This window comes from Streptomyces sp. SL06 (assembly GCF_058244745.1).
Map to the genome: position 1 here is coordinate 1694973 of NZ_JBSYOT010000002.1, position 21772 is coordinate 1716744.

The 21772-nt window shown below is 71.7% G+C and carries 23 protein-coding genes and 1 pseudogene; 8 read left to right on the forward strand and 16 right to left on the reverse strand.

All coding sequences use genetic code 11. The features are described 5' to 3' along the window. Window positions 1–443: 443 nt before the first annotated feature. Window positions 444–1115 carry a potassium channel family protein gene (locus AC4IHM_RS07585; RefSeq protein ID WP_490866321.1) on the forward strand — a complete coding sequence of 224 codons (672 nt, stop codon included), beginning with the start codon at window positions 444–446 and terminating at the stop codon, window positions 1113–1115. Beyond that, entirely contained in the window at window positions 1115–1792 is a 678-nt protein-coding gene (locus AC4IHM_RS07590) for a potassium channel family protein (protein WP_490866322.1), read from the forward strand. Before AC4IHM_RS07585 ends, AC4IHM_RS07590 begins: the two co-directional genes overlap by 1 nt. A 126-nt stretch (window positions 1793–1918) precedes the next feature. Here AC4IHM_RS07590 and AC4IHM_RS07595 read toward each other — a convergent pair whose 3' ends face one another. From AC4IHM_RS07595 to AC4IHM_RS07625, 7 genes and pseudogenes are all read right to left on the reverse strand, one after another. Further along, window positions 1919–2785: a DUF3159 domain-containing protein gene (locus tag AC4IHM_RS07595; RefSeq protein WP_490866323.1), complete on the reverse strand. Its 867-nt coding sequence runs from the start codon at window positions 2783–2785 to the stop codon at window positions 1919–1921. Window positions 2786–2788: 3 nt separating this feature from the next. Next, window positions 2789–3187, reverse strand: coding sequence for an OB-fold nucleic acid binding domain-containing protein (locus AC4IHM_RS07600; RefSeq protein WP_490866324.1), 399 nt, complete (start codon window positions 3185–3187; stop codon window positions 2789–2791). Window positions 3188–3268: 81 nt separating this feature from the next. Continuing rightward, on the reverse strand, window positions 3269–3979 hold the full coding sequence (locus AC4IHM_RS07605; RefSeq protein ID WP_490866325.1) for a response regulator: 711 nt from the start codon (window positions 3977–3979) through the stop codon (window positions 3269–3271). A gap of 227 nt (window positions 3980–4206) precedes the next feature. Next, window positions 4207–4428, reverse strand: a pseudogene (locus AC4IHM_RS07610) (histidine kinase); the annotation flags it as partial. Window positions 4429–4579: 151 nt separating this feature from the next. Then, window positions 4580–5338: a DUF3710 domain-containing protein gene (locus AC4IHM_RS07615; protein WP_490866326.1), complete on the reverse strand. Its 759-nt coding sequence runs from the start codon at window positions 5336–5338 to the stop codon at window positions 4580–4582. Further along, window positions 5335–5913, reverse strand: coding sequence for a dUTP diphosphatase (gene dut, locus AC4IHM_RS07620; protein WP_490866327.1), 579 nt, complete (start codon window positions 5911–5913; stop codon window positions 5335–5337). Before dut ends, AC4IHM_RS07615 begins: the two co-directional genes overlap by 4 nt. Beyond that, complete coding sequence (locus AC4IHM_RS07625) at window positions 5910–6494, reverse strand: PaaI family thioesterase (protein WP_490866328.1); 585 nt, start codon at window positions 6492–6494, stop codon at window positions 5910–5912. Before AC4IHM_RS07625 ends, dut begins: the two co-directional genes overlap by 4 nt. Window positions 6495–6551: 57 nt before the next feature. On the opposite strand from AC4IHM_RS07625, the gene AC4IHM_RS07630 reads away from it, so the two are divergent. Beyond that, window positions 6552–7016, forward strand: coding sequence for a DUF3093 domain-containing protein (locus tag AC4IHM_RS07630; RefSeq protein WP_490866329.1), 465 nt, complete (start codon window positions 6552–6554; stop codon window positions 7014–7016). 22 nt (window positions 7017–7038) lie between these two features. On the opposite strand, the gene AC4IHM_RS07635 is transcribed toward AC4IHM_RS07630, so the two are convergent. The 4 genes from AC4IHM_RS07635 to AC4IHM_RS07650 form a co-directional block, all read right to left on the reverse strand. Beyond that, entirely contained in the window at window positions 7039–8001 is a 963-nt protein-coding gene (locus tag AC4IHM_RS07635; RefSeq protein ID WP_490866330.1) for a hypothetical protein, read from the reverse strand. A 13-nt stretch (window positions 8002–8014) separates the two neighbouring features. After that, the gene (locus AC4IHM_RS07640) at window positions 8015–8311 is read right to left on the reverse strand and encodes a DUF4193 domain-containing protein (protein ID WP_003993510.1); all 297 of its coding nucleotides are present in this window, start codon (window positions 8309–8311) and stop codon (window positions 8015–8017) included. 405 nt (window positions 8312–8716) lie between these two features. Beyond that, on the reverse strand, window positions 8717–9961 hold the full coding sequence (locus AC4IHM_RS07645; protein ID WP_490866331.1) for a sensor histidine kinase: 1245 nt from the start codon (window positions 9959–9961) through the stop codon (window positions 8717–8719). A gap of 6 nt (window positions 9962–9967) precedes the next feature. Beyond that, on the reverse strand, window positions 9968–10621 hold the full coding sequence (locus AC4IHM_RS07650; RefSeq protein ID WP_365258727.1) for a response regulator transcription factor: 654 nt from the start codon (window positions 10619–10621) through the stop codon (window positions 9968–9970). 449 nt (window positions 10622–11070) lie between these two features. On the opposite strand from AC4IHM_RS07650, the gene AC4IHM_RS07655 reads away from it, so the two are divergent. Next, window positions 11071–11244, forward strand: coding sequence for a hypothetical protein (locus AC4IHM_RS07655; protein WP_279564697.1), 174 nt, complete (start codon window positions 11071–11073; stop codon window positions 11242–11244). 862 nt (window positions 11245–12106) lie between these two features. On the opposite strand, the gene AC4IHM_RS07660 is transcribed toward AC4IHM_RS07655, so the two are convergent. Then, on the reverse strand, window positions 12107–12925 hold the full coding sequence (locus AC4IHM_RS07660; protein ID WP_490866332.1) for an inositol monophosphatase family protein: 819 nt from the start codon (window positions 12923–12925) through the stop codon (window positions 12107–12109). Between the two features lie 8 nt (window positions 12926–12933). After that, window positions 12934–14061, reverse strand: coding sequence for a ferrochelatase (locus tag AC4IHM_RS07665; RefSeq protein ID WP_490866333.1), 1128 nt, complete (start codon window positions 14059–14061; stop codon window positions 12934–12936). Between the two features lie 152 nt (window positions 14062–14213). Between AC4IHM_RS07665 and AC4IHM_RS07670 the strand changes: the two genes are divergently transcribed. Both AC4IHM_RS07670 and AC4IHM_RS07675 read left to right on the forward strand, forming a co-directional pair. Next, window positions 14214–15470, forward strand: a complete 1257-nt coding sequence (locus AC4IHM_RS07670) for an MFS transporter (RefSeq protein ID WP_490866334.1) — start codon at window positions 14214–14216, stop codon at window positions 15468–15470. Further along, a complete protein-coding gene (locus tag AC4IHM_RS07675; protein ID WP_490866335.1) occupies window positions 15412–16749 on the forward strand; it encodes a D-arabinono-1,4-lactone oxidase in 1338 nt (445 codons plus the stop codon). The genes AC4IHM_RS07670 and AC4IHM_RS07675 overlap by 59 nt, the downstream gene beginning before the upstream one ends. Here the strand turns inward: AC4IHM_RS07675 and AC4IHM_RS07680 are convergent. Beyond that, window positions 16673–17503, reverse strand: a complete 831-nt coding sequence (locus AC4IHM_RS07680) for a hypothetical protein (RefSeq protein ID WP_490866336.1) — start codon at window positions 17501–17503, stop codon at window positions 16673–16675. The genes AC4IHM_RS07675 and AC4IHM_RS07680 overlap by 77 nt on opposite strands. A 472-nt stretch (window positions 17504–17975) precedes the next feature. On the opposite strand from AC4IHM_RS07680, the gene sepH reads away from it, so the two are divergent. Further along, the gene (gene sepH / locus AC4IHM_RS07685; protein ID WP_490866337.1) at window positions 17976–19019 is read left to right on the forward strand and encodes a septation protein SepH; all 1044 of its coding nucleotides are present in this window, start codon (window positions 17976–17978) and stop codon (window positions 19017–19019) included. A 78-nt stretch (window positions 19020–19097) separates the two neighbouring features. On the opposite strand, the gene AC4IHM_RS07690 is transcribed toward sepH, so the two are convergent. Then, window positions 19098–19949 (reverse strand): sulfurtransferase, encoded by an 852-nt coding sequence (locus tag AC4IHM_RS07690; RefSeq protein WP_490866338.1) that lies wholly within the window; start codon window positions 19947–19949, stop codon window positions 19098–19100. A 268-nt stretch (window positions 19950–20217) separates the two neighbouring features. On the opposite strand from AC4IHM_RS07690, the gene AC4IHM_RS07695 reads away from it, so the two are divergent. Continuing rightward, window positions 20218–21018 (forward strand): VOC family protein, encoded by an 801-nt coding sequence (locus AC4IHM_RS07695; protein WP_490866339.1) that lies wholly within the window; start codon window positions 20218–20220, stop codon window positions 21016–21018. 73 nt (window positions 21019–21091) lie between these two features. Here AC4IHM_RS07695 and AC4IHM_RS07700 read toward each other — a convergent pair whose 3' ends face one another. Beyond that, complete coding sequence (locus tag AC4IHM_RS07700) at window positions 21092–21742, reverse strand: thymidine kinase (protein ID WP_490866340.1); 651 nt, start codon at window positions 21740–21742, stop codon at window positions 21092–21094. Window positions 21743–21772 lie beyond the last annotated feature (30 nt).

Below are 21772 nucleotides of genomic sequence, written 5' to 3' on the forward strand. Positions count from 1 at the left end.
CCTATATGGCTGCCTGTCGACCGCCTATTGGCTGCCTGTATGACAAGCATCGTCCGGTTCCCGGCCGTTGCCTCCCCCTGGAGGAACCATGCATCTGAGCGCAGAGCTGATCGGCGGCGCCGCCACGCTCGTCGGCCTCGGCATCCTGACCCTCGCCAGCGTCCGCAGCATCGGCAGGCGGGGGTCGTCGGCCGGAGGGTGAGACGGCTCCTGCGGGTCCCGCGGGCTTGCGGATACGTTGGGGGCGGACAGGGGAACCCGATCCTGACGCGCGGGGAGCCCGGGTTCCCGGGCCCTGGCGGCGTCAGTGCCGGTACACACCGGCATGATGTTCCCTGCGGTCCGCACACTGGCCGCGTTGTGTCGCCAGGCAAGCCGAAAGAGAGACATGAGCACGACATTCACCAAGGCCGGCGGGTCCGCAGGAAGCGCGGTGTGAGGCGATGCACATTGTCATCATGGGCTGCGGACGCGTGGGCTCGGCGCTCGCCCAGAACCTGGAACAGCAGGGTCACACGGTCGCCGTGATCGACCAGGACCCCACCGCCTTCCGCCGCCTGGGTTCCTCCTTCGGCGGCCGCAGGGTGACCGGCGTCGGCTTCGACCAGGACACCCTGCGCGAGGCGGGCATCGAGGAGGCCGGCGCCTTCGCCGCCGTCTCCAGCGGTGACAACTCGAACATCATCGCGGCCCGCGTGGCCCGCGAGATGTTCGGCGTGGACCATGTCGCCGCCCGCATCTACGACCCCCGGCGCGCCGAGGTCTACCAGCGCCTGGGCATCCCCACGGTCGCCACCGTCCGCTGGACCGCCGATCAGATGCTGCGCCGGCTGCTGCCCTCGGGCGCCGAACCGCTGTGGCGCGACCCCACCGGCGGCGTCCAGCTCGCCGAGGTGCACACCTCGGCGTCCTGGGTCGGACACAAGATCAGCCGGCTTCAGGAGGAGACCGGGGTGCGGGTGGCGTTCCTCACCCGGCTCGGGGAGGCGATCCTGCCCACCTCGCAGACGGTGTTGCAGGACGGCGACCTGGTGCACGTGATGATGCGCACCGACGAGGTCGACAAGGTCGAGGCGGCGTTCGCCAAGGGTCCCGAAGAGGAGGGCGGTCACTGATGAGGGTCGCCATTGCCGGAGCCGGTGCGGTCGGCCGTTCGATCGCGGGCGAGCTGCTGGAGAACGGCCACGAGGTCCTGCTCGTCGACAAGGCGCCGACCGCCATCTCGGTCGAACGCGTCCCGATGGCGGAGTGGCTGCTCGCCGACGCGTGCGAGATCACGTCCCTGGACGAGGCCGCGTTGCAGCGCTGCAACGTCGTCATCGCCGCGACCGGCGACGACAAGGTCAACCTGGTCGTCTCCCTGCTCGCCAAGACGGAGTACGGCGTCCCGCGCGTCGTCGCCCGGGTGAACAACCCGAAGAACGAGTGGCTGTTCAACGAGTCCTGGGGCGTGGACGTCGCCGTCTCCACCCCGCGGCTGATGTCGGCCCTGGTGGAGGAGGCGGTGAGCGTCGGCGACCTGGTCCGGCTGCTGCGCTTCAGCCACGGCGACGCCAACCTCGTCGAGCTGACGCTGCCGGAGGAGTCGGCCCTGGCCGGCACCCAGGTCGGCGACGTCCAGTGGCCCGAGGACACCTCCCTGGTCACGATCATCCGGGGCACCCGGGTGCTGACCCCGTCCCGGGAGGACTCCCTGGAAGCGGGCGACGAGCTGCTGTTCGTCGCGGCACAGGCCCGCGAGGAGCAGTTGGAGGACCTGCTGTCGGCCCGCCGCGGCGATACCGCGCGCTGACGACCGGCGCCGGGCACGGTCCCGGGTCCCGAGTACGGCGGTGGGGGCGCCCGGAGATCTCCGGGCGCCCCCACCGCCGTATGCCGCAGGCCCTCGCCGTATGCCGCAAGCCCTCGGCGTTCGCCGTCAGCCCTTGCGGTGCCTGCCGCCGCGCGGGTCGGCGGCGTCGCCCTCGCCGTCCGCCGGCCGGCGGAGCATCTCGTCGACGACCGGCTCCATGCTCTCGCCGAACAGCTCGGCGGTGCGCCGGCGCTCGTCCAGCTCCCTGGCCTCGCGCTCGGCCTTCTGGCGCTCCGCCTTCTCCTCCTCGGCCTTCTCCGCCGCCTCCATCTCCGCGAACACGTCGATGGGGGCCGGCGCCTTGGCCAGGAACACCCAGGTCAGCCAGACGGCGAGCAGGAACGGCGGGATCTTGAGGGTTACCAGGACCCAGCCGAGCTGCGCGGTGTCCGCCCACCAGTACAGCGGGAAGAGGATCGCGCACTTGGCGAGCAGGATCAGGCCCCAGGCGTAGCTGGCCTTCGTGTAGGCCCTCTTGCGGCCCGGGTTCCGGGTGCGCCAGGAGAGGTTCTCCTTGAAGACCGGGCCGAGGATCAGGCCGATGAGCGGCACTCCGGCCAGCGAGGTGACGATGTACGCCAGGGCCAGGCCGAGGGTGTAGAGCATGCCCGGCAGATAGAAGTTCTTGGCGTTGCCGGTCATCATCGCGAAGACCACGCCGAAGGCGACACCGAAGACGCCGCTGAAGGCGTGCTTGACGGTGTCCTTCATCGCCAGCCGGACCACGACCAGCACCACCGACACGGCCAGGGCCGCGATCGCCGACATGTGCAGATTGCTGTTGAGCGTGAAGATGGTGACGAAGAGCAGGCCCGGCAGCACCGTCTCGACCATGCCCCGCACGCCGCCGAACGCCTCGAACAGCGCGGCCTCCGTCACCGCCCGGGTGTCGTCCGCTTCCGTCTCTTCGGTCGGCTTGTCGAGCGACGTCACCGGCTACTCCCGTCCGAGGGGTCTCAGTTCGTATTTCGGGTTGAAGAGCACCCGGCGGCCGTGGCTCATCGAGACCCGGCCCGATGCGATGAGCTTGCGTCCGGGCTCTATGCCCACGATGGAGCGTCTGCCCAGCCACACCACGTCCAGGGCGGCGGAGCCGTCGAACAGCTCGGCCTCCAGGGCCGGGACGCCCGCGCGCGGTCGCAGGGTGACCGTGCGCAAGGTACCAGTAACGGATACGACCTGCCGGTCCTGGCAGTCACCGATACGGGTGCAACCGGCGGTGTCGGCGTCCTCGCGCAGTTCCCGCGACTCCAGGTCCTCCTGGGACGAGGAGAGCCGGTCGAACATGCGCCGGAACCGGCCCACCGGCTTGTCGGAACGCGGAGCAGCACTCATATCTGAAGCGTACCGGGGTGCGCCGACAGCCATGCACAGCCTCCGCCCGCTGTTGGAATGCCCACGTCACGCGGCGGGCACTCACTTCTCGAAGCGGTAGCCCATGCCCGGCTCCGTGATGAAGTGCCGCGGACGCGCGGGGTCGGCCTCCAGCTTGCGGCGCAGCTGGGCCATGTAGACCCGCAGATAGTTCGTCTCCGTCCCGTACGACGGCCCCCACACCTCCTGCAACAGCTGCTTCTGGCCGACCAGGCGCCCGGTATGGCGCACCAGCGCCTCCAGCAGGCGCCACTCGGTGGGTGTCAGACGTACGGCCCTCCCGCCCCGGTCGACCTTCCTCGCGGCCAGGTCGACGGTGAAATCGGCGGTGTCGACCACCACGCCGCCCTCGCCGCCCTCGCTGCCCTCGCCGCCCTCATTGCCCGGGACCGGCTCGGCCCGGCGGACGGCGGCGCGCAGCCGGGCCAGCAGGTCGTCCACGCCGAAGGGCTTGGTGAGGCAGTCGTCGGCGCCCGCCTCCAGCACCTCGGCCTTCTCGTCGGAGGAGTGCCGGGCGGACAGCGCCAGGATCGGCACCCGGGTCCGGCCGCGCAGTCGCCTGATCACCTCGACACCGGCCATGTCGGGAAGGTCCAGGTCCAGCACCACCACGTCGGGGTGCCGGTCGGCGGCCAGCCGCAGGGCGGTGGCGCCGTCGTGGGCGGTGTCGACCTCGTAGTGGCGCGCCTCAAGGTTGATCACGAGGGCACGCACGATCTGCGGCTCGTCGTCGATCACGAGCACCCGGGTCATGGGACGGCCCGCCTTTCTGCGGTCACGGGGCGGGGGACCGGGAGTTTCGGCCACGATTCCGCCGCGCGGAGGGTGCGGACCACCGCCTCCTGGCCGGCGGGCTCGAAGACGCGGTCCTCGGTCCTGTCAGGCACTCCCGGCCCCCGGTCGACGCCCCGCACCTCGACACGGCCCGCGAGGGCGCCGACGGCGACCAGGACGCTTCCCGACCCGGCCCGCCCGGCACAGGTCTCCCGCCGGCGAACGCCGGTGATCGACTCCACGACAGTGCGGAGCGGCACTCGCCACCGCCCGGCGTCGCGGATGCCGGGGATGCGGGGGATACCGGTGTGGGCCGCCACGCGGTCGGTGCCCCGTTCGACGCGCCGGTGCGCCTCGGACAGCACGGCGTACGTCCTGCCGGCGCACGGCGCCGCGCCGAGGCGGATCCGTAGCCTGCCGCGTCCCATGACCTCATTGTCTTCCGGCCGCCCGCCGAGTGCGCGGCGTCGGCCTCACGGGCCGCGAACGTGACCGAGCCACCCGCACGGCGAAGGGCCGCATCCGTCTGGGGACGCGGCCCTCGTAGTGCGGGTACGGAAATCCGTACGGAGTTTTTACCTACCGGACCTCGGTGATCTCCGGGCCGCGCTGGAGTTGGCCCATGCCGCCGGAGAAGCGGGAGCCCTCCTCCTGCTGGACACCCTCGGGGACCATCTGCGCGTCGTTCGGCAGCTTGAGGACGATCGGGTCCCGGGGGGCCATCGGACCGTCACCGCGGACCACGACCGTGTCCCGGAAGATCTGCTCAAGCAGACCGGCGGCCTGCGGCTGCACCGCACCCTGGCCCGAGATCACTCCGCGCAGGAACCAGCGGGGTCCGTCCACACCGACGAACCGCACGACCTGGAAGCCGCCCGTGCCGTCCGGCAGTTGCACCGGGACCTGGGCCCGCAGCTCCCAGCCCAGCGGGCCTTCGGCCTCGTCGACGATGCCGCCCTGCTGGGTGATGCCGGAGCCGATCTCCTCACGCACCTCGCCCCAGATGCCCTCGCGCTTGGGCGCGGCGAAGCCCTGCAACTGGATGGCGCTGTCGCGCAGCACGACGGTCGCGGCGACGATCGCGTCACCCGCGACCTCGACCCGCAGTTCCATGCCGTCGACCCCGGGAATGAACAGGCCGCCCAGGTCCACCCGGCCCTCGCTCGGGTCGTGGACCTCGGTGCTGTCCCAGGGCCCGTCGGGCCGCGGTCCGGGCTCGAGCCGCACACGCTCGCGCGCTTCGTCCGCCTCGGTGTCGACGCTGTCGACGACCTGCTCGGTCTCGCCGGCCGCGTCCTCGGCGGCATCCCTCTTCTTGCAACGTTCCGAACACGTCACTGTCCTTCCCGGTCGGATACGACCGAAGCGTATCGATTCCCACCCGTCGGGCCGCCCTCGGCGACCTGACCCCTTGTGCCGCTTGCACGGTCCGTCCCGGCGTGTCCGCCGGTGGACCCGAAGCCCCCCTCGGCCCGTGCCGAGCCGGGAAGCTCCGCGACCTGACGGAAGCGGACCCTCTCGACCTGCTGGACGACCAGTTGGGCAACCCGGTCGAAGCGCTCGAACCTCACCGTCTCGCGCGGGTCGAGATTCACCACGATCACCTTGATCTCCCCACGGTACCCGGCATCAATCGTCCCCGGGGCATTCACGAGGGCGACACCGAAGCGGGCCGCCAGCCCGGAACGCGGGTGCACGAAGGCCGCGTACCCCTCCGGGAGCGCGACAGACACTCCCGTGGGCAGTACGGCACGCTCGCCGGGCGCGAGCGCGCAGTCGATGGTGGTGCGCAGATCGGCTCCCGCGTCGCCGGGCCGCGCGTACGTCGGCAGGGGCACGTCGGGGTCGACGCGGCGGATCAGGACGTCCAGAGGGTCCCGGCCCGCGGGGCTCGTGGGGCTCGTGGAAGTCACGGGTTCACCTCGAAGGCGCGGGCGCGGCGGATCTGGTCGGGATCGTCCATGGCGGCGCGGATCTCCTCCTGGCGGCCGTGCTCCACGAAGTGCTCGACCTCGACCTCGATGAAGAGGGCGTCGGCGCGGACGGCCACGGGGCCGTCGGGGCCGCCGATCCGTCCGGTGGCGGTGGAGTAGATCTTCCGGCCGGCCACCGCGGTCACCTCGGCCTCAAGGTACAGCGTCGTGCCGACGGGCACCGGCCGCCGGAAGTCGGTCTCCAGCCGTCCGGTCACCGCGATCGTGCGCAGCAGCCAGTTCAGCGAGCCGAGGGTCTCGTCGAGGGCGGCGGTCAGCACGCCGCCGTGCGCCAGGCCGGGAGCGCCCTGGTGGGCGGGCCGCACGACGAACTCGGCCGTGATCGACACGCCTTCGCCGGCCCGTGCCTGGAGGTGCAGTCCGTGGGGCTGGTCGCCGCCGCAGCCGAAGCACTGCCCGTAGTGGGCGCCGAGCAGCTCGCCGGGGGCGGGCGCGTCCGGGTGCCGTACGGGTTTCACGGCGTCGGAGGGAGGCTGAAGACCTGGGGAAGTACCACTCACAGCCGCAGACCTTACCCGCGCGTCGGCCGAACACCGATACCGTGCCAAGCTTGTTCCATGCAGCTCTCCGCCACCCCGTACGAAGAACGCCTCACCGCGCCCCGCTCCTGGTGGCTGGTCTCCTTCCTGGTGGGGGTCTCCTTCGCCCTGATCCTGCTGCCCTTCGGCACGCTGCCGATGCTGGGCGGCCTGGCGGGCGGGACGGCGGTCGCGGCGGTGGCCGCCAGTTCGTACGGCGCGGTCCGTATCCGCGTCGTGGGCGACTCCCTGATCGCGGGCGAGGCGAGGGTGCCGGTCTCGGCGCTGGGCGAGGCGGAGATCCTCGACCCGGAGGAGGCCCGCGCCTGGCGCACGTACAAGGCCGACACCCGGGCCTTCCTGTTGCTGCGCGCCTACATTCCGCGGGCCGTGCGCGTGGTGGTCACCGACCCGCAGGACCCGACTCCGTATCTGTATCTGTCGACGCGCGAGCCGGAGCGGCTGATCGAGGCCCTGACGGCGGCGAAGGCCGCGGCGGCGTAGCGCACGCGCGGGGCCGGCGGGGTCAGCCGCCGTCGCCGTCGGATCTGCCGGAGGCGTCGGACCCGTCTGTACCGCCGCGTCCCAGCCCCTTGGCGAGGTCGCCCATCTCCAGGGCGTCCCGCGGCTGTTCCAGCGCCGGAAGGTCGGTGAGGGCGCTCCACGGGACCTGCCTCTTGCGCAGGTCGACGCGGATTCTGGCGGCCAGCTTTCTGGTGTCGCGGCGGTTCATGACGGCGCCCACGGCCGCGCCGACCATGAAGGGGATCAGGTTCGGCAGGTCGCGCACCGTCCGCTTCATGATCTGGTGGCGCAGCTGGCGCTTCATGTGGCTGTTCATCGCCGAGCCGAGGGTCGACGGCTCGGACACGACGACGCCACGCTCGTCCGACCAGGAGTTCAGATAGGCGGTGCTGCGCTGGGTGAGGCCGCCCGGCGGACGTACGCCGTAGACCTCGTGGAGTTCGGCGATCAGCTTCAGTTCGATCGCCGCGACGCCGGTGATCTCGGCGGCCAGCTCGGTGGGCATCGCGGGCGGTACCGGCAGCATGGCGGCCGCTCCGACCCCCGCGCCCACGGTCGCCGTGCCCTTGGCGGCGCCGGCCACCAGCCGGTCGGCCAGTTCCTCGGGCCCGAGGCCGGGGAACTGCCGGCGGAGCGTCGCCAGGTCCCGTACGGGAATACGCGGGGCCAGGTCGATGATCCGGTCGGCGAGATACGCCAGGGCGGCCCTGGCACGGGTGCCGCTGTTGCGGACGCCCTGCCCGGCCTTTTCGCGGAACGCCGCTGCCCTGCGCCGGGCAGCGGGTGCCGGCGTCGTCACGGTCGCCGGGAGGTCATTTCGGTCGACCACTGATTCGAGCGAGGCCGTTCCGCTGTCGGTCGGGCCTCGCTCGTCGTCACGCGCGCTGTAGGGACCGTCGGACGGCCCTTGGTCCGCTCCTGGTCGGGAGAAGCGGCGCTTCCAGGGAGGGGTCGAGCCGGTCACGGCCGACCCCTCCTCAGTCGCAGTCGCGGCAGATCGGCTGGCCGTTCTTCTCCCGGGCCAGCTGGCTGCGGTGGTGTACCAGGAAGCAGCTCATGCAGGTGAACTCGTCCTGCTGCTTCGGCAGTACACGGACGGCCAGTTCCTCGTTCGAGAGGTCGGCGCCGGGAAGTTCGAGGCCTTCCGCGGCCTCGAACTCGTCGACGTCGACTGCCGAGGCGGACTTGTCGTTCCGCCTGGCCTTCAGCTCTTCGAGGCTGTCCGAGTCGACATCGTCGTCGGTCTTGCGTGGAGTGTCGTAATCGGTTGCCATGGTCGCTCTCCCCCTCTGGGTGTCTGCGGTGTCTCCAGCGCACGTAACGCGTGAGAGGCCGGACTTGTGCCCGACCCGAGGCGGAGATTTTGCCTCACATCAAGGTCTGTTACTCAATCGACACCCAACCGGACCCCTCATGAGTGATCGGCTTGGATGGCGATGGGGACCGTACACGGTCCGAATGCCGCACTTCAAAGGCGTCTCACCCTGTACTTCCCGTGATCAGGACCCTCGAAAACCAGGATTTTCCCGGCTTTCCGCCAGGGTGCATGATCACGGAGGGTAGATGGTGAGAAAGCCCTGTCTGTGATCGATCACACACGCGACTCCGGGCCCGGTGGCCTGGAAATTCCGCTCAAAGCGAACATCCTCCGGTCTCGGTGAGATGTCGGGGTCATGATCTCAGACGGGCAGGGTGACTCGCATCACGAGCCCCCCGCCGTCGCGTGGCTGGGCGTAGATGTGCCCGCCGTGGGCTCGGGCGACGGAGCGGGCGATGGACAGACCGAGCCCCACGCCCTTGTCGCTGCCGGTGCGTTCGGTGCGCAGCCGCCGGAACGGCTCGAAGAGGTTGTCCACCTCGTACGCCGGCACGACCGGGCCCGTGTTGGTGACCACCAGGACCGCCTGGCCGCTCTCCACGGCCGTCGTGACCTCGACCCAGCCCTGTTCGGCCACGTTGTAGCGCACGGCGTTCTGTACGAGGTTCAGGGCGATCCGCTCCAGCAGGACGCCGTTGCCCTGCACCACCGCGGCATCGCGTGTGCCGCGGATCTCCACACCCTTGGCCTCCGCCTCGGCGTGCACCTGGTCGATGGCCTGGCCCGCCACCTCGGCGAGGTCCACCGGTTTGCGCTCGACGATCTGGTTGTCGCTGCGGGCGAGCAGCAGCAGGCCCTCGACAAGTTGCTCGCTGCGTTCGTTGGTGGCCAGCAGCGTCTTGCCGAGCTGCTGGAGTTCCACCGGGGCGTTCGGGTCGGACAGGTGCACTTCCAGGAGGGTGCGGTTGATCGCCAGTGGGGTGCGCAGCTCGTGGGAGGCGTTGCCGACGAAGCGCTGCTGGGCGGTGAAGGCCCGTTGCAACCGCTCCAGCATGTCGTCGAAGGTGTCGGCCAGCTCCTTCAGCTCGTCGTCCGGGCCGTCCAGCTCGATCCGGCGGGAGAGGTCGGAGCCCGCCACCGCGCGCGCGGTGCGGGTGATCCGGCCCAGCGGCGACAGGACGCGTCCGGCCATGGCGTAGCCGAAGGCGAAGGCGATCACGGCGAGGCCGAGCAGGGCCAGCAGGGACCGGCTGAGCAGGTTGTCCAGGGCGACCTTGCGCTGGTGGTCTATGCAGTCGCTGATCGCGGCGTTGAACTCGGACAACGACAGGTTGCCGTTGTCGACCACGGGGCAGTCGCTGCTGGTGACTCTGAGGTTGGTGAAGTCGACGATCTTGTACAGCGGCTCGTTGCCGGTGCGCACGGCCTGTGCGGCGAGCAGGTAGATGATCGAGAGCAGCAGGATGCCGGCGATCAGGAACATGCCGCCGTACAGCAGCGTGAGCCTTATCCGGATGGTGGGGCGCAGCCACGGCAGGGGGGTGGCCGAGCGCGGGTCCCAGGTGGGCTTCGGAGGCGCCCCGGGGGGCGCGGGTGTCGTCGCCACGGTCGATCAGATCCGGTAGCCGGAGCCGGGGACGGTGACGATGACGGGCGGCTCGCCCAGCTTGCGGCGCAGGGTCATGACGGTGACCCGCACGACGTTGGTGAACGGGTCGGTGTTCTCGTCCCAGGCCTTCTCCAGGAGTTGTTCCGCGGAGACCACGGCGCCCTCGCTGCGCATGAGCACCTCCAGTACGGCGAACTCCTTGGGGGCGAGCTGCACCTCCTTGCCGTCGCGGAAGACCTCGCGGCGGTTCGGGTCGAGCTTGATCCCGGCGCGCTCCAGGACGGGCGGCAGGGGCACGCTGGTGCGCCGGCCCAGGGCGCGCACGCGCGCGATCAGCTCGGTGAACGCGAAGGGCTTGGGCAGATAGTCGTCGGCGCCGATCTCCAGGCCCTCGACGCGGTCGCTGACGTCGCCGGAGGCCGTGAGCATCAGCACGCGTGTGGGCATGCCGAGTTCGACGATCTTGCGGCAGACGTCGTCGCCATGCACGAGCGGGAGGTCGCGGTCGAGGACGACCACGTCGTAGTCGTTGACGCCGATGCGCTCCAGAGCGGCCGCACCGTCGTACACGACGTCGACGGCCATGGCCTCCCGGCGCAGTCCGGTGGCCACCGCATCGGCGAGCAGTTGCTCGTCCTCGACGACGAGTACGCGCACGTCGCTTGTCCTTCCTGTGTCCACCCGCGTAGCGCTTCTCGGGCGCACGAGGGCAGGGGGCTGGTGGGTGTGTTGCCTCCATCCTGCCCTTTTCAGCCATAAGTCGGCTGTAAGGCGGGTGAGGGGACGGTGACGAACCGGGAGGGATCCGTCGCCGGGCAGGCGGCGAGGAAACTCGCGGAAGCGGGAATGCGAGATTTTCTCGCGCGGTTGAGGTTTCCGCGAAGGGGAGCTGGGGGAGGACCGGTTTACACCCCGCGATCACGCTCTGCCTGTACCGCGTTACCGCGCGGTACGTCGCGGTCCGCTTCCGCAGAGCGGGCGTGGGTGTCCGGCACCGCCGCGGCCCGCCAGGGCAGCGCCGGGCACTCCACCGGAGACGTGATCGTCCCTTCCGAACGGCACACCCCCGTGCCAATGACCCACGACCCAGGACGAGGGGGCGCAGCATGGACGCTTTCACCGCAGGACTTCTGCAGCGCATAAAGACGACCGAGTCCGATCTGTCCCGGGCCCGCGACGAGGGCGACGAGTTCCTTGTCGAGGTGGAGCTGGGCGAACTCGACGATCTGCGCCGTCTCGCAGCCGAGCACGGCGTGGAGGTCGGCGCGACCAGCGTCTGATCGGCCCGCGCACGAACCCGCGCACAAAGGGGCCCCGGCAAGATCCACGGCCGGGGCCCCTTCGCACGCGCCCTGCCGTACGGCGTCGGACACCGGGGCGACGTGAACCCGGCCGGGCGGAGGTCCTCCGGACGGACAACCGGCCGGGGCCGTCGGACGCCGGGGCAGCGTGAACCCTGCCGGGCCGAGCCCCACCGGGCGGACCACTGGCCGGGGACGTAGGAGACACCGTGCGTCGCCCGGCGCCGGGGTGGCGTGAACCCGGCCGGTGTGGAGGCCCGCCGGGCGAACCGCCGACAGGTGACGTGGGCGAGGAGCCGTTCGGGGAGCGCACGTTCGCCCTGTGCCCTCACGGCTTCACTCAACCCACTCAGGCGGGGCCGGTACGCCGCACCCAGGGGTCACACCCGCCCACGTCGATCGAACCCCAGCCGGTCTCCACCCAAGCCGATGGGCCCCGGCCGTCCTCCGGCCGTGCCGGACAAGCCCCGCCACCCTCCCGCCCACCTGCCCCGGCCCGCTGGGCAGACGGCTCTCGAACCCCACCGGCATCTCCCCTGCCGATTGCTGGACAGACAGCCGGTCGAGCCCCGTGTCGCCGACCCACCGGGCGAACCACCGGCCGAACCCCGGCCCCGGCCAAACACCACCGTCGTACCACCCGCCGACCCGCCGGGCAGACCGACGACCGCCCCGTTCTCCCACCAGCCAACCCTCCAGACGGACGCCAACGAACTCCGCCGCGCTCCCGCCCGTCAGCCCCTCGGGCCAACCGCCGGCCGAACCCCGCCGCCCTCCCCCACGCCGGCCCCGCCTCGGGCGACCGACTGAGTCTCACCGTCCTCCCACCCGCCGGGCAGGCCTACGCTCCGAAGTTCGTCAGGAGTTGTTGGAGGGGCTCGAAGACGGCCGGGGTGGCGGCGATGGTCAGGTCGCCGGACGGGCGCTCGCCGGGGCGTCCGCCGGTTACCGCGCCCGCCTCCCGGGCGATCAGGTCGCCGGCCGCGAGGTCCCAGGGGTGCAGACCGCGCTCGAAGTAGCCGTCGAGGCGCCCGGCGGCCACGTCGCACAGGTCGATCGCGGCCGAGCCGCCGCGCCGGATGTCGCGCACCAGCGGAATGAGCCGCCGCGCGATCTCGGCCTGCTCGGCGCGGACGTCGGCCACGTAGTTGAAGCCGGTGGAGACGAGTGCCTGGTCCAGCGGAGCCGCGGCCCGGCAGGCGAGCCTGCGCTCACCGTCCCAGGCTCCGGTCGCCCAGGCGCCGCCGCCCAGCACCGCGTGGAACGACTCGCCCCGCATCGGGGCCACGACCACGCCGGCCACCCGCTCGCCGTCCTGCTCGGCGGCGATGGAGACCGCCCAGGTGGGCAGCCCGTAGAGGTAGTTGACGGTGCCGTCGAGCGGGTCGATGACCCAGCGGACGCCACTCGTGCCCTGCGCGGCGGAACCCTCCTCGCCGAGGAAGCCGTCGTCCGGGCGGCGGTCGGCGATCAGCCCGGTGATCAGTTTCTCCGCCGCGATGTCCATCTCGGTGACCACGTCGATCGGGCTGGACTTGGTGGCGGCGACCGCGAGGTCGGCAGGGCGGCCGTCCCGCAGCAGCTCGCCCGCGCGGTGGGCGGCCTCCTGGGCGATCCTCAGCAGGTCGGTGTGGAGCGGGGCGGTCGTCACGTCGGTCACGGGAGTCCTCACGCGTAGGGGCTGTCGGCGCCCGCGGCGGCGGGGCGGGGGGCACGGGCGGGGCAGCAGCCGACCGGGCACAGGTCGTGGCTCGCGCCGAGCGTGCCGAGGGCGCACCGCGCGACCCCCTGCCCGCGCTCGCCGGCGGCCCGCTCGAGGACGAGGTCGCGCACCGCCGCGGCGAACCGCGGGTCGGCGCCGACGGTGGCCGACCGGCGCACCGGCAGCCCCAGTTCCCCGGCCTTGTCCGTGGCCTCCGTGTCGAGGTCGTACAGGACCTCCATGTGGTCGGAGACGAAGCCGATGGGGGCCATCACCACGGCGGGGACCCCGGCCGCGTGGCGCTCCTCCAGGTGGTCGCAGATGTCGGGCTCCAGCCACGGGATGTGCGGGGCGCCGGACCGGGACTGGTAGACGAGCTGCCAGGGGTGGTCGACTCCGGTGCGCTCGCGGACGGCGTCGGCGATCACCTGGGCCACGTCCAGGTGCTGGCGTACATACGCCCCGCCGTCACCGTGCTCCTCCACCGGGCCGGAGGTGTCCGCGGCGGAGGTGGGGATCGAGTGGGTCGAGAACGCGATGTGCGCGCCGTCCCGGACCTCCTCGGGGAGGTCGGCGAGGGACCGGACCACCCCGTCGGCCATGGGCTCGACGAAGCCGGGGTGGTTGAAGTAGTGCCGCAGCTTGTCGATCTTCGGCAGCTCCAGCCCCTCGGCCTCCAGGGCGGCCAGGGAGGTCGCGAGGTTCTCCCGGTACTGGCGGCAGCCCGAGTACGAGGCGTAGGCGCTGGTGGCGAGGACGAGGATGCGGCGGCGGCCGTCCTGGACCATCTCGCGCAGGGTGTCCGTCAGGTACGGCGCCCAGTTGCGGTTGCCCCAGTAGACCGGCAGGTCCAGGCCGTGCTCGGCGAAGTCCTTGCGGAGGGCGTCCAGCAGGGCGCGGTTCTGGTCGTTGATGGGGCTGACGCCGCCGAAGAGGAAGTAGTGCTGTCCGACTTCCTTGAGGCGTTCCTTGGGGATGCCTCGCCCGCGTGTCACGTTCTCCAGGAACGGGACCACGTCGTCCGGGCCCTCGGGGCCGCCGAACGAGAGCAGGAGCAGGGCGTCGTAGGGGCTGACATCGAGCACGTCTGGCATGTGTCGATCCTGCCACCCGGCACTGACAGCGGGGAAACGGCGGGTGCCGGCAGTGCGTTTCGCCAGGTCCGCGGGGGGTGTTTCCGGACGTTCCGGCGAGTAAGCTGTATCGACTGCGTTCGCACCTTACTGAGCCGTTCTCGGAGACCTCGTTGCCCAGCCCCTACCGCGCCCTGTTCGCCGTCCCCGGCACCAGGGGCTTCTCCGCCGCGGGCTTCCTCGGCCGGATGCCGCTGTCGATGATGGGCATCGGCGTGGTGACCATGATCTCGCAGCTCACCGGGCGGTACGGACTGGCCGGCGCCCTGTCGGCCACCATCGCGCTCGCCGCCGCCGTGGCAGGACCGCAGGTCTCCCGCCTGGTGGACCGGTACGGCCAGCGGCGGGTGCTGCGCCCGGCGACCCTGGTGTCGCTCACCGCGGCGGCGGTGCTGCTGCCCGCCGCGCACCACGGGTGGCCGGACTGGGTGCTGTTCGCGGCGTGCGCCGGCATCGGCTGCGTACCGAGCCTCGGCGCGATGGTCCGGGCCCGCTGGGCGGCCCTGTACCGGGGCACCCCGCGGCTGCACACCGCGTACTCCTTCGAGTCCGTGGTGGACGAGGTCTGCTTCATCTTCGGGCCGATCATCTCCATCGGACTGTCCACGGCCTGGTTCCCGGAGGCCGGGCCGCTGCTCGCCGCCTGCTTCCTGGCGACGGGCGTCTTCTGGCTGACCTCGCAGCGCGCCACCGAGCCGCGGCCGCACCCGCGCGAACACCGGGGCGGCGGCACCGCGCTGCGCTCCCGGGGGCTTCGGGTCCTGGTCGGCACGTTCGCGGCCACGGGAACGATCTTCGGCGCCATCGACGTGGTCACCGTGGCCTTCGCCGAGGAGGAGGGGCACAAGGCCGCGGCCAGTTTCGTACTCGCCCTGTACGCGGCCGGATCGTGCACGGCGGCCATGGTTTTCGGGCTGCTGCGCTTCGCCGGGCCGCCCGAACGCCGCTGGCTGATGGGCGTGTGTGCGATGGCCGTGAGTATGATCCCCCTCCTACTGGTCGGAAACCTGCTGTTTCTGGCCGCGGCACTGTTCGTTGCGGGTCTGTCCATCGCTCCCACGATGATCACGACGATGTCCCTCATCGAAGAGCACGTACCACGCGCACAGCTCACGGAGGGCATGACCTGGGTGAGCACCGGACTCGCGGTCGGGGTCGCCCTCGGCTCCTCCGCGGGCGGCTGGGTGATCGACGCCTCCGGGGCGCGTGCCGGGTACGGGGTTCCGGCGGTGGCCGGTGCCGTCGCGGTCGCGGTCGGTTTCCTCGGGTACCGCCGGCTCAAGCGGCCGGATCCGCGTCGGGGAGGAACCGTTGAGCAGCACACGCACAGCGAGCGGCAGGCCGGGCGGGAAGCGCGGCACGTGGCGTAACTGGGGCGGCAACATCTCCGCGCGCCCCGCGCGGGAGGTCACTCCGGCCTCCGTCGACGAGCTGGTCGCCGCCGTGCGCGGGGCCGCCGAGGACGGGCTGCGGGTCAAGGCGGTCGGCACCGGGCACTCGTTCACGTCCATCACCGCGACGGACGGCGTGTTGATCCGCCCTCAACTGTTGACGGGCATCCGCAGCATTGATCGCGACGCCATGACGGTCACGGTCGAGGCCGGTACTCCGCTCAAGAGGCTCAACATGGCCCTCGCACGTGAGGGACTGTCGCTGACGAACATGGGCGACATCATGGAGCAGACCGTCTCCGGGGCCACCAGTACCGGCACGCACGGCACGGGCCGCGACTCCGCGTCGATCGCCGCCCAGATCCGGGGCCTGGAACTGGTCACGGCCGACGGCTCGGTGCTGACCTGCTCAGAGCGGGAGAACCCCGAGGTCTTCGCCGCCGCCCGGATCGGCCTCGGCGCACTGGGCGTGGTCACCGCGATCACCTTCGCCGTGGAGCCGGTCTTCCTGCTCACGGCCCGTGAGGAACCGATGCCGTTCGACCGGGTCCTCGCCGACTTCGACGAACTGTGGGCCGAGAACGAACACTTCGAGTTCTACTGGTTCCCGCACACCAACAGCACCAACACCAAGCGCAACAACCGCAGCGCGGGACCGGAGCGGCCGGTGGGGCGGCTGCGGGGCTGGATCGACGACGAGTTCCTGTCCAACGGCGTCTTCCAGGCGGCCAACTGGGTCGGCCGCGCGGTGCCCGCCGCCGTCCCGGGGATCGCGCGGGTCTCCAGCCGGGCGCTCTCGGCGCGGACGTACACGGACGCCCCCTACAAGGTCTTCACCTCTCCGCGCCGGGTGCGGTTCGTGGAGATGGAGTACGCCGTCGCGCGCGAGGCCGTCGGCGAGACGCTGCGCGAGCTGAAGGCGATGATCGACCGGTCCCGGCTCCGGATCAGCTTCCCGGTCGAGGTGCGCACCGCGCCGGCCGACGACATCACGCTGTCCACCGCCTCGGGCCGCGACAGCGCGTACATCGCCGTGCACATGTTCCGGGGCACGCCCTACCGGGCGTACTTCACCGCCGCCGAGCGCATCTTCACCGCGCACGAGGGCCGGCCGCACTGGGGCAAGGTGCACACCCGGGACGCCGAGTACTTCTCCCGGGTGTATCCGCGCCTCGGTGAGTTCACGGCGCTGCGGGACCGTCTTGACCCTGACCGTCTGTTCCAGAACGACTACTTGCGCCGGGTGCTGGGGCCGTAGCGGAGGCGTCGGGCGCCGGGCCCGTGCTGTGCTCGGAGCCCTCGTCGCCGGTGGCGTCCGGAGCAGGGGCCGGGCTGGAGGCCGTACCGCCGTCCTCCGAGGAGGTGCCGCCCGACGACGAGCCGTCGCCGGTCGCGTCCGGGGTTCCGGAAGGAGTGGCCGCCGGGGCGTCGGTGCCGGAACCGGAGTCCCCCGGGCCACCCGAGTCCTGGCCGTCCCGGGAGTCGCCGGAGTCGCCGGAGTCGCCCGACTCCCCCGAATCCGACCCGGACTTGTTGTGGCCGGTGAGGGCGCGGCCGATGGTGGTGCTGTGGCCGCCGCTCAGATCCTTGCCGGAGACCAGCTCGTAGGTGGTGATCCCGGCCATGGCGACGGCGAAGACGAGGACCGCCGCGAGCACCGGGCGCTTCCAGCCCGTGGTCCGCGCGCGGTAGACGGTGCCCTCGGTGAACTCGCCCGGAGCCGGGGTCGTCCCCCCGTCGGTCCGCGCGGCGCCGAGGGCGCGCTTGACCCGGAGCTGTTCGGCGGTGCGCTTGAAGAAGTGCTGGAAGACCGAGCTTCCACAGGTGGCGACGACACTGATCAGGCCTGCTCCGAGGATCGTGCCGTACACGCCGAAGGAGGAGGCGAGTTTGGCGGCCACCACGGCCGCCAGAGCGCTGCCCGCGACCTGGGGCACGCTCAGGTCGATTCGCTTGGCCTCCCCCTTCGTATGTATGTCCGCCTCACCTGGACCATCGGACTTTTCACGCATCCTCGGACCTTGCCTGCCTTTCCCGTACGTGGTCGATCAACTGTACGAGAAAGGGACGTGGGGACGAAACCATTAGTTCCGTTTCTGGTGATTGCGTGAAGTACGCCACGTCCAAGATCGCGGAAATCGCGCCAGGGGCGGCCAAGTGTCACCTCTTGCCAGAAGTTGGACGGCGTGCCCATCCACGCACGTGGCCCGAATGGAGTACTGTGACGATCCCTGGGTCCGGCCTCCCGACAGGGGGTTCGGAGCCTTGAAGGACCGCCGGGAGGGGGCCAGTTGCACAGGGTGACGGAGTTGGTCACTTAGCGTTGCGAGTAGGTAACCGTGCCATAACGGCGATCCAGGGCCCGCGCCCGACACGCCGGGCAACTCGGCAAGGTTGTGGCAGGCTGCACCCGGGCAGGCCACACTCGACAGAGCGGAAGCAGCGACGCACGTGACGTCGGCAGGCACCACCCGGGAGGTCCCCATGCCCGAACTGCGTGTCGTGGCCGTCTCGAATGACGGCACACGGCTGGTGCTGAAGGCTGCGGACAGCACGGAGTACACGCTTCCGATCGATGAGCGGCTCCGGGCCGCCGTGCGCGGCGACCGTCCCCGCCTCGGCCAGATCGAGATCGAGGTGGAGAGCCATCTCCGCCCCCGCGACATCCAGGCACGTATACGGGCCGGCGCGACCGCGGAAGAGGTCGCCCAGATGGCCGGCATCCCCGTCGACCGCGTACGGCGGTTCGAGGGGCCCGTACTGGCCGAGCGAGCCTTCATGGCGGAGCGGGCCCGCAAGACCCCCGTCCGCCGTCCCGGCGAGAACTCCGGGCCGCCCCTCGGCGAGGCCGTCCAGGAGCGGCTGCTGCTGCGCGGCGCCGACAAGGACACCGTCCAGTGGGACTCCTGGCGCCGCGACGACGGCACCTGGGAAGTCCTGCTGGTCTACCTGGTCGCGGACGAACCGCACTCGGCGAGCTGGACGTACGACCCGCCCCGGCGGCTCGTCCAGGCCGTCGACGCGGAGGCGCGCGCGCTGATCGGCGAGTCCGACGACCTCGCCGCGCCCGAGCCCAGCTTCCCGTTCGTGCCGCGCATCGCCAGGCTGCCGCGCGACCGGCCGCTGGACCGCGCCCTCGACCGGGAGCGGCCGAGCCTGCCCCCGCCGCCGTCCGAGCCGGCCGAGGAGACCGCGGCCACCGCCTCGGCCGAACGCGACTCGCTCACCAGCCTGCTGGAGGCCGTCCCGAGCTTCCGGGGCGACCTGGTGGTTCCGGAACGCCCTGCGGAGCCGGTGGAGGAACCCGTCGAAGAGGCCGAGGTGGAGGAGCCTCCGGCCCCCGCCGCGTCGGCCGGTTCCGCCTACGCCGACGTACTCATGCCGCGCTCCGTGGCCAGCCACCGCGACCGGCTCACCGGATCCACCGACCGCCAGGCCGAGGCCGACGGCGTCCGTCCGGGCCGCCGCGCGGCGGTGCCGAGCTGGGACGAGATCGTCTTCGGGACGCGGCGGAAGAAGCAGGAATAGGCGGTTCTCCGCGTGCGGGTCGGGGCCGCGTCCGTGTGGACGCGGCCCCGACCCGCACGCGTGCGTGCCCCGGCTGCCCTACTGCGGGTCCGGCCCCACCGCGACCGGACGGCCCGGCGTCGAGGACCACTGCGACCACGAACCCACGTACAGCGCCGCCGGGATGCCCGCCACCGCCAGCGCGAGCACCTCGTGGGCGCCCGACACTCCCGAACCGCAGTACACGCCGACCGCGCCGTCCTCCGTGGCGCCCAAGCTCTCGAAACGCGCCCGGAGTTCCTCGGCGGGCAGGAAGCGGCCGTCCGCCGCCACGTTGTCCGTCGTCGGCGCGGATACGGCACCCGGGATGTGGCCGCCGACCGGATCGATCGGCTCGACCTCACCCCGGTACCGCTCCCCCGCGCGGGCGTCGAACAGCACCCCGGACCGGGCGAGCGCGGCGGCCCCGTCCGCGTCCAGCAGCCCCGCCGCACCCGGCACCGGCGCGAAGTCGCCCTCCGCGGGCGTCGGAACGTCCGTCGACAGGGGCGCCTCCCAGGACGGCAACCCGCCGTCGAGGACCCGCACGTTCGGGTGACCCGTCCAGCGCAGCAGCCACCAGGCGCGGGCCGCCGCCCACCCCTGTCCGCCGTCGTAGACGACGACCGGCCGGCCGGCCGACACGCCCGCCCGGCGCATCGCCGCGCCGAACTCCGCCACGTCGGGCAGCGGATGCCGGCCGCCCGCGCCGGGCGCGGAGGCGAGTTCCCTGTCCAGGTCGACGAAGGCGGCACCGGGAAGGTGCCCGGCCGCGTACTCGGCCCGGCCGTCGAACTGCGGGGCTCCGGCCGCCTTGGCCGGGCTCAACTGCCAGCGCACGTCGAGCAGGACGGGCGGGTTCGCTCCCGCCAGTACGGTCGCGAGTTCTGATGCGGAAATGATGGCGTTCATGGCCCCATCCTGACGTACCGAGTGGCCGAGGCGCCGATGTCGGGCTACTCTGCCCGCCGGACAGTACCGATCACGAGGCGTACGGGTTCGGGCACATGCTGTACCACCCGAGCAACCGGGCTGTCCCACGGACGCTCCCGAAGCGCGTGGCACCGGGCCAGGTGCCGGCACCGGCGCGGAGGTCCGTCGGAGCGAACAGCCGTCAGAGCGGGAACCCGTCGGGCGGAAGCGGACGCACGGCCCACGCAGGGCCGAGAAGAGAGTGACGATGACCGACGCACGGGGGTCGACCGGCCGGCTCGGCGAGACGAACGCCCGGCGCACGCCCGGCACACCCTGCTGGGTGAGTCTGATGGTGCACGGACCGGCCGCGATCCACGACTTCTACGGAGCGCTGTTCGGCTGGGAGTTCCAGCCCGGCCCCGAGCAACTGGGCCCGTACGCGCGGGCCCTGCTCGACGGGCGCGAGGTGGCGGGTATCGGCCAACTCCCCCCGGACCGTCAGCTCCCCATCGCCTGGACGCCCTACTTCGCCTCCGACAACGTCAACCGAACGGCTGAAACAGTACGCCTGTGCGGGGGCACGATCGGTGTGGGCCCGCTCGACACGGCCGAGGCCGGCCGACTGGCCATCGGCTCCGACACGTCGGGCGCCGTCTTCGGCATCTGGGAGGCCGCGGCGCACCTCGGCACGACGGTCACGGGCGTGCCCGGCACACCGTTGTGGAACGAGCTGATCACCTTCGAGACGGTGAACGTCGCCAAGTTCTACGAGACGGTGTTCGGCTTCGAACCGGAGCCGGTGACCTCCGCCGGCCTCGACTACGTGAACCTCCGCCTGGACGGCCGCCCCGTCGCCGGCATCCATGGCGTCGGCAGCGACCTCTCCCGCGACCGGGGGCCGCACTGGGTGACGTACTTCGAGGTGGCCGACGCGAAGGAGGCCGCGGAGCGCCTGGTCGATCTGGGCGGACATGTCGTCGAGCCCACCCGGGACACGCCCCACGGCCGGGTGGCGACGGTGACCGATCCGGAGGGGGCGCGGTTCTCGCTGCTGGAGCGGCGGTGAGGGTGACGAGGGTGACGGCAGGACCGCGCACGGGGGCGCGGTCCGGGACCGGTCGACCAACCGCCGGGACGGGTCAGGTGGAGGAGAGGGGCAGCACGTCGGGCGACAGTGCCGCGGCCCTTGCCGTCGCGCTCGTCACCCGCCTGCGGTGATGACGCCGGCACAGCACCTCGTAGCCGATCTCGTCCGGGGACTGGGCGACATCGCCGACGACCACCTGGGCGCCCTCGACGACCATGACGCCGCCCACGGTGCGGGCGTTGTGCGTGGCGCGGGCGCCGCACCAGCACAGGGCCTCGACCTGGAGCACCTCGACACGGTCGGCGAGTTCGACCAGCCGCTGGGAGCCGGGGAAGAGCTTGGAGCGGAAGTCGGTGGTGATGCCGAAGGCGTACACGTCCACGTCGAGGTCGTCGACCACGCGCGCGAGCTGGTCGACCTGGTCCGGCGCGAGGAACTGCGCCTCGTCCGCGATCACGTAGTCCACCCGGCCGCCCTGCGAGAGGTGGTCGACGACGTGGGCGTACAGGTCCTGTCCGTCGCCGACCTCCACCGCGTCGGTGACGAGGCCGAGGCGCGAGGAGAGCTTGCCCTCGCCCGCGCGGTCGTCGCGGGTGAAGATCATGCCGGCCAGTCCGCGCGCCGAGCGGTTGTGCTCGATCTGGAGAGCCAGTGTCGACTTCCCGCAGTCCATCGTTCCGGAGAAGAACACCAGCTCGGGCATGAGGGGTTGGGCACCTTTCGGCAGCGGACG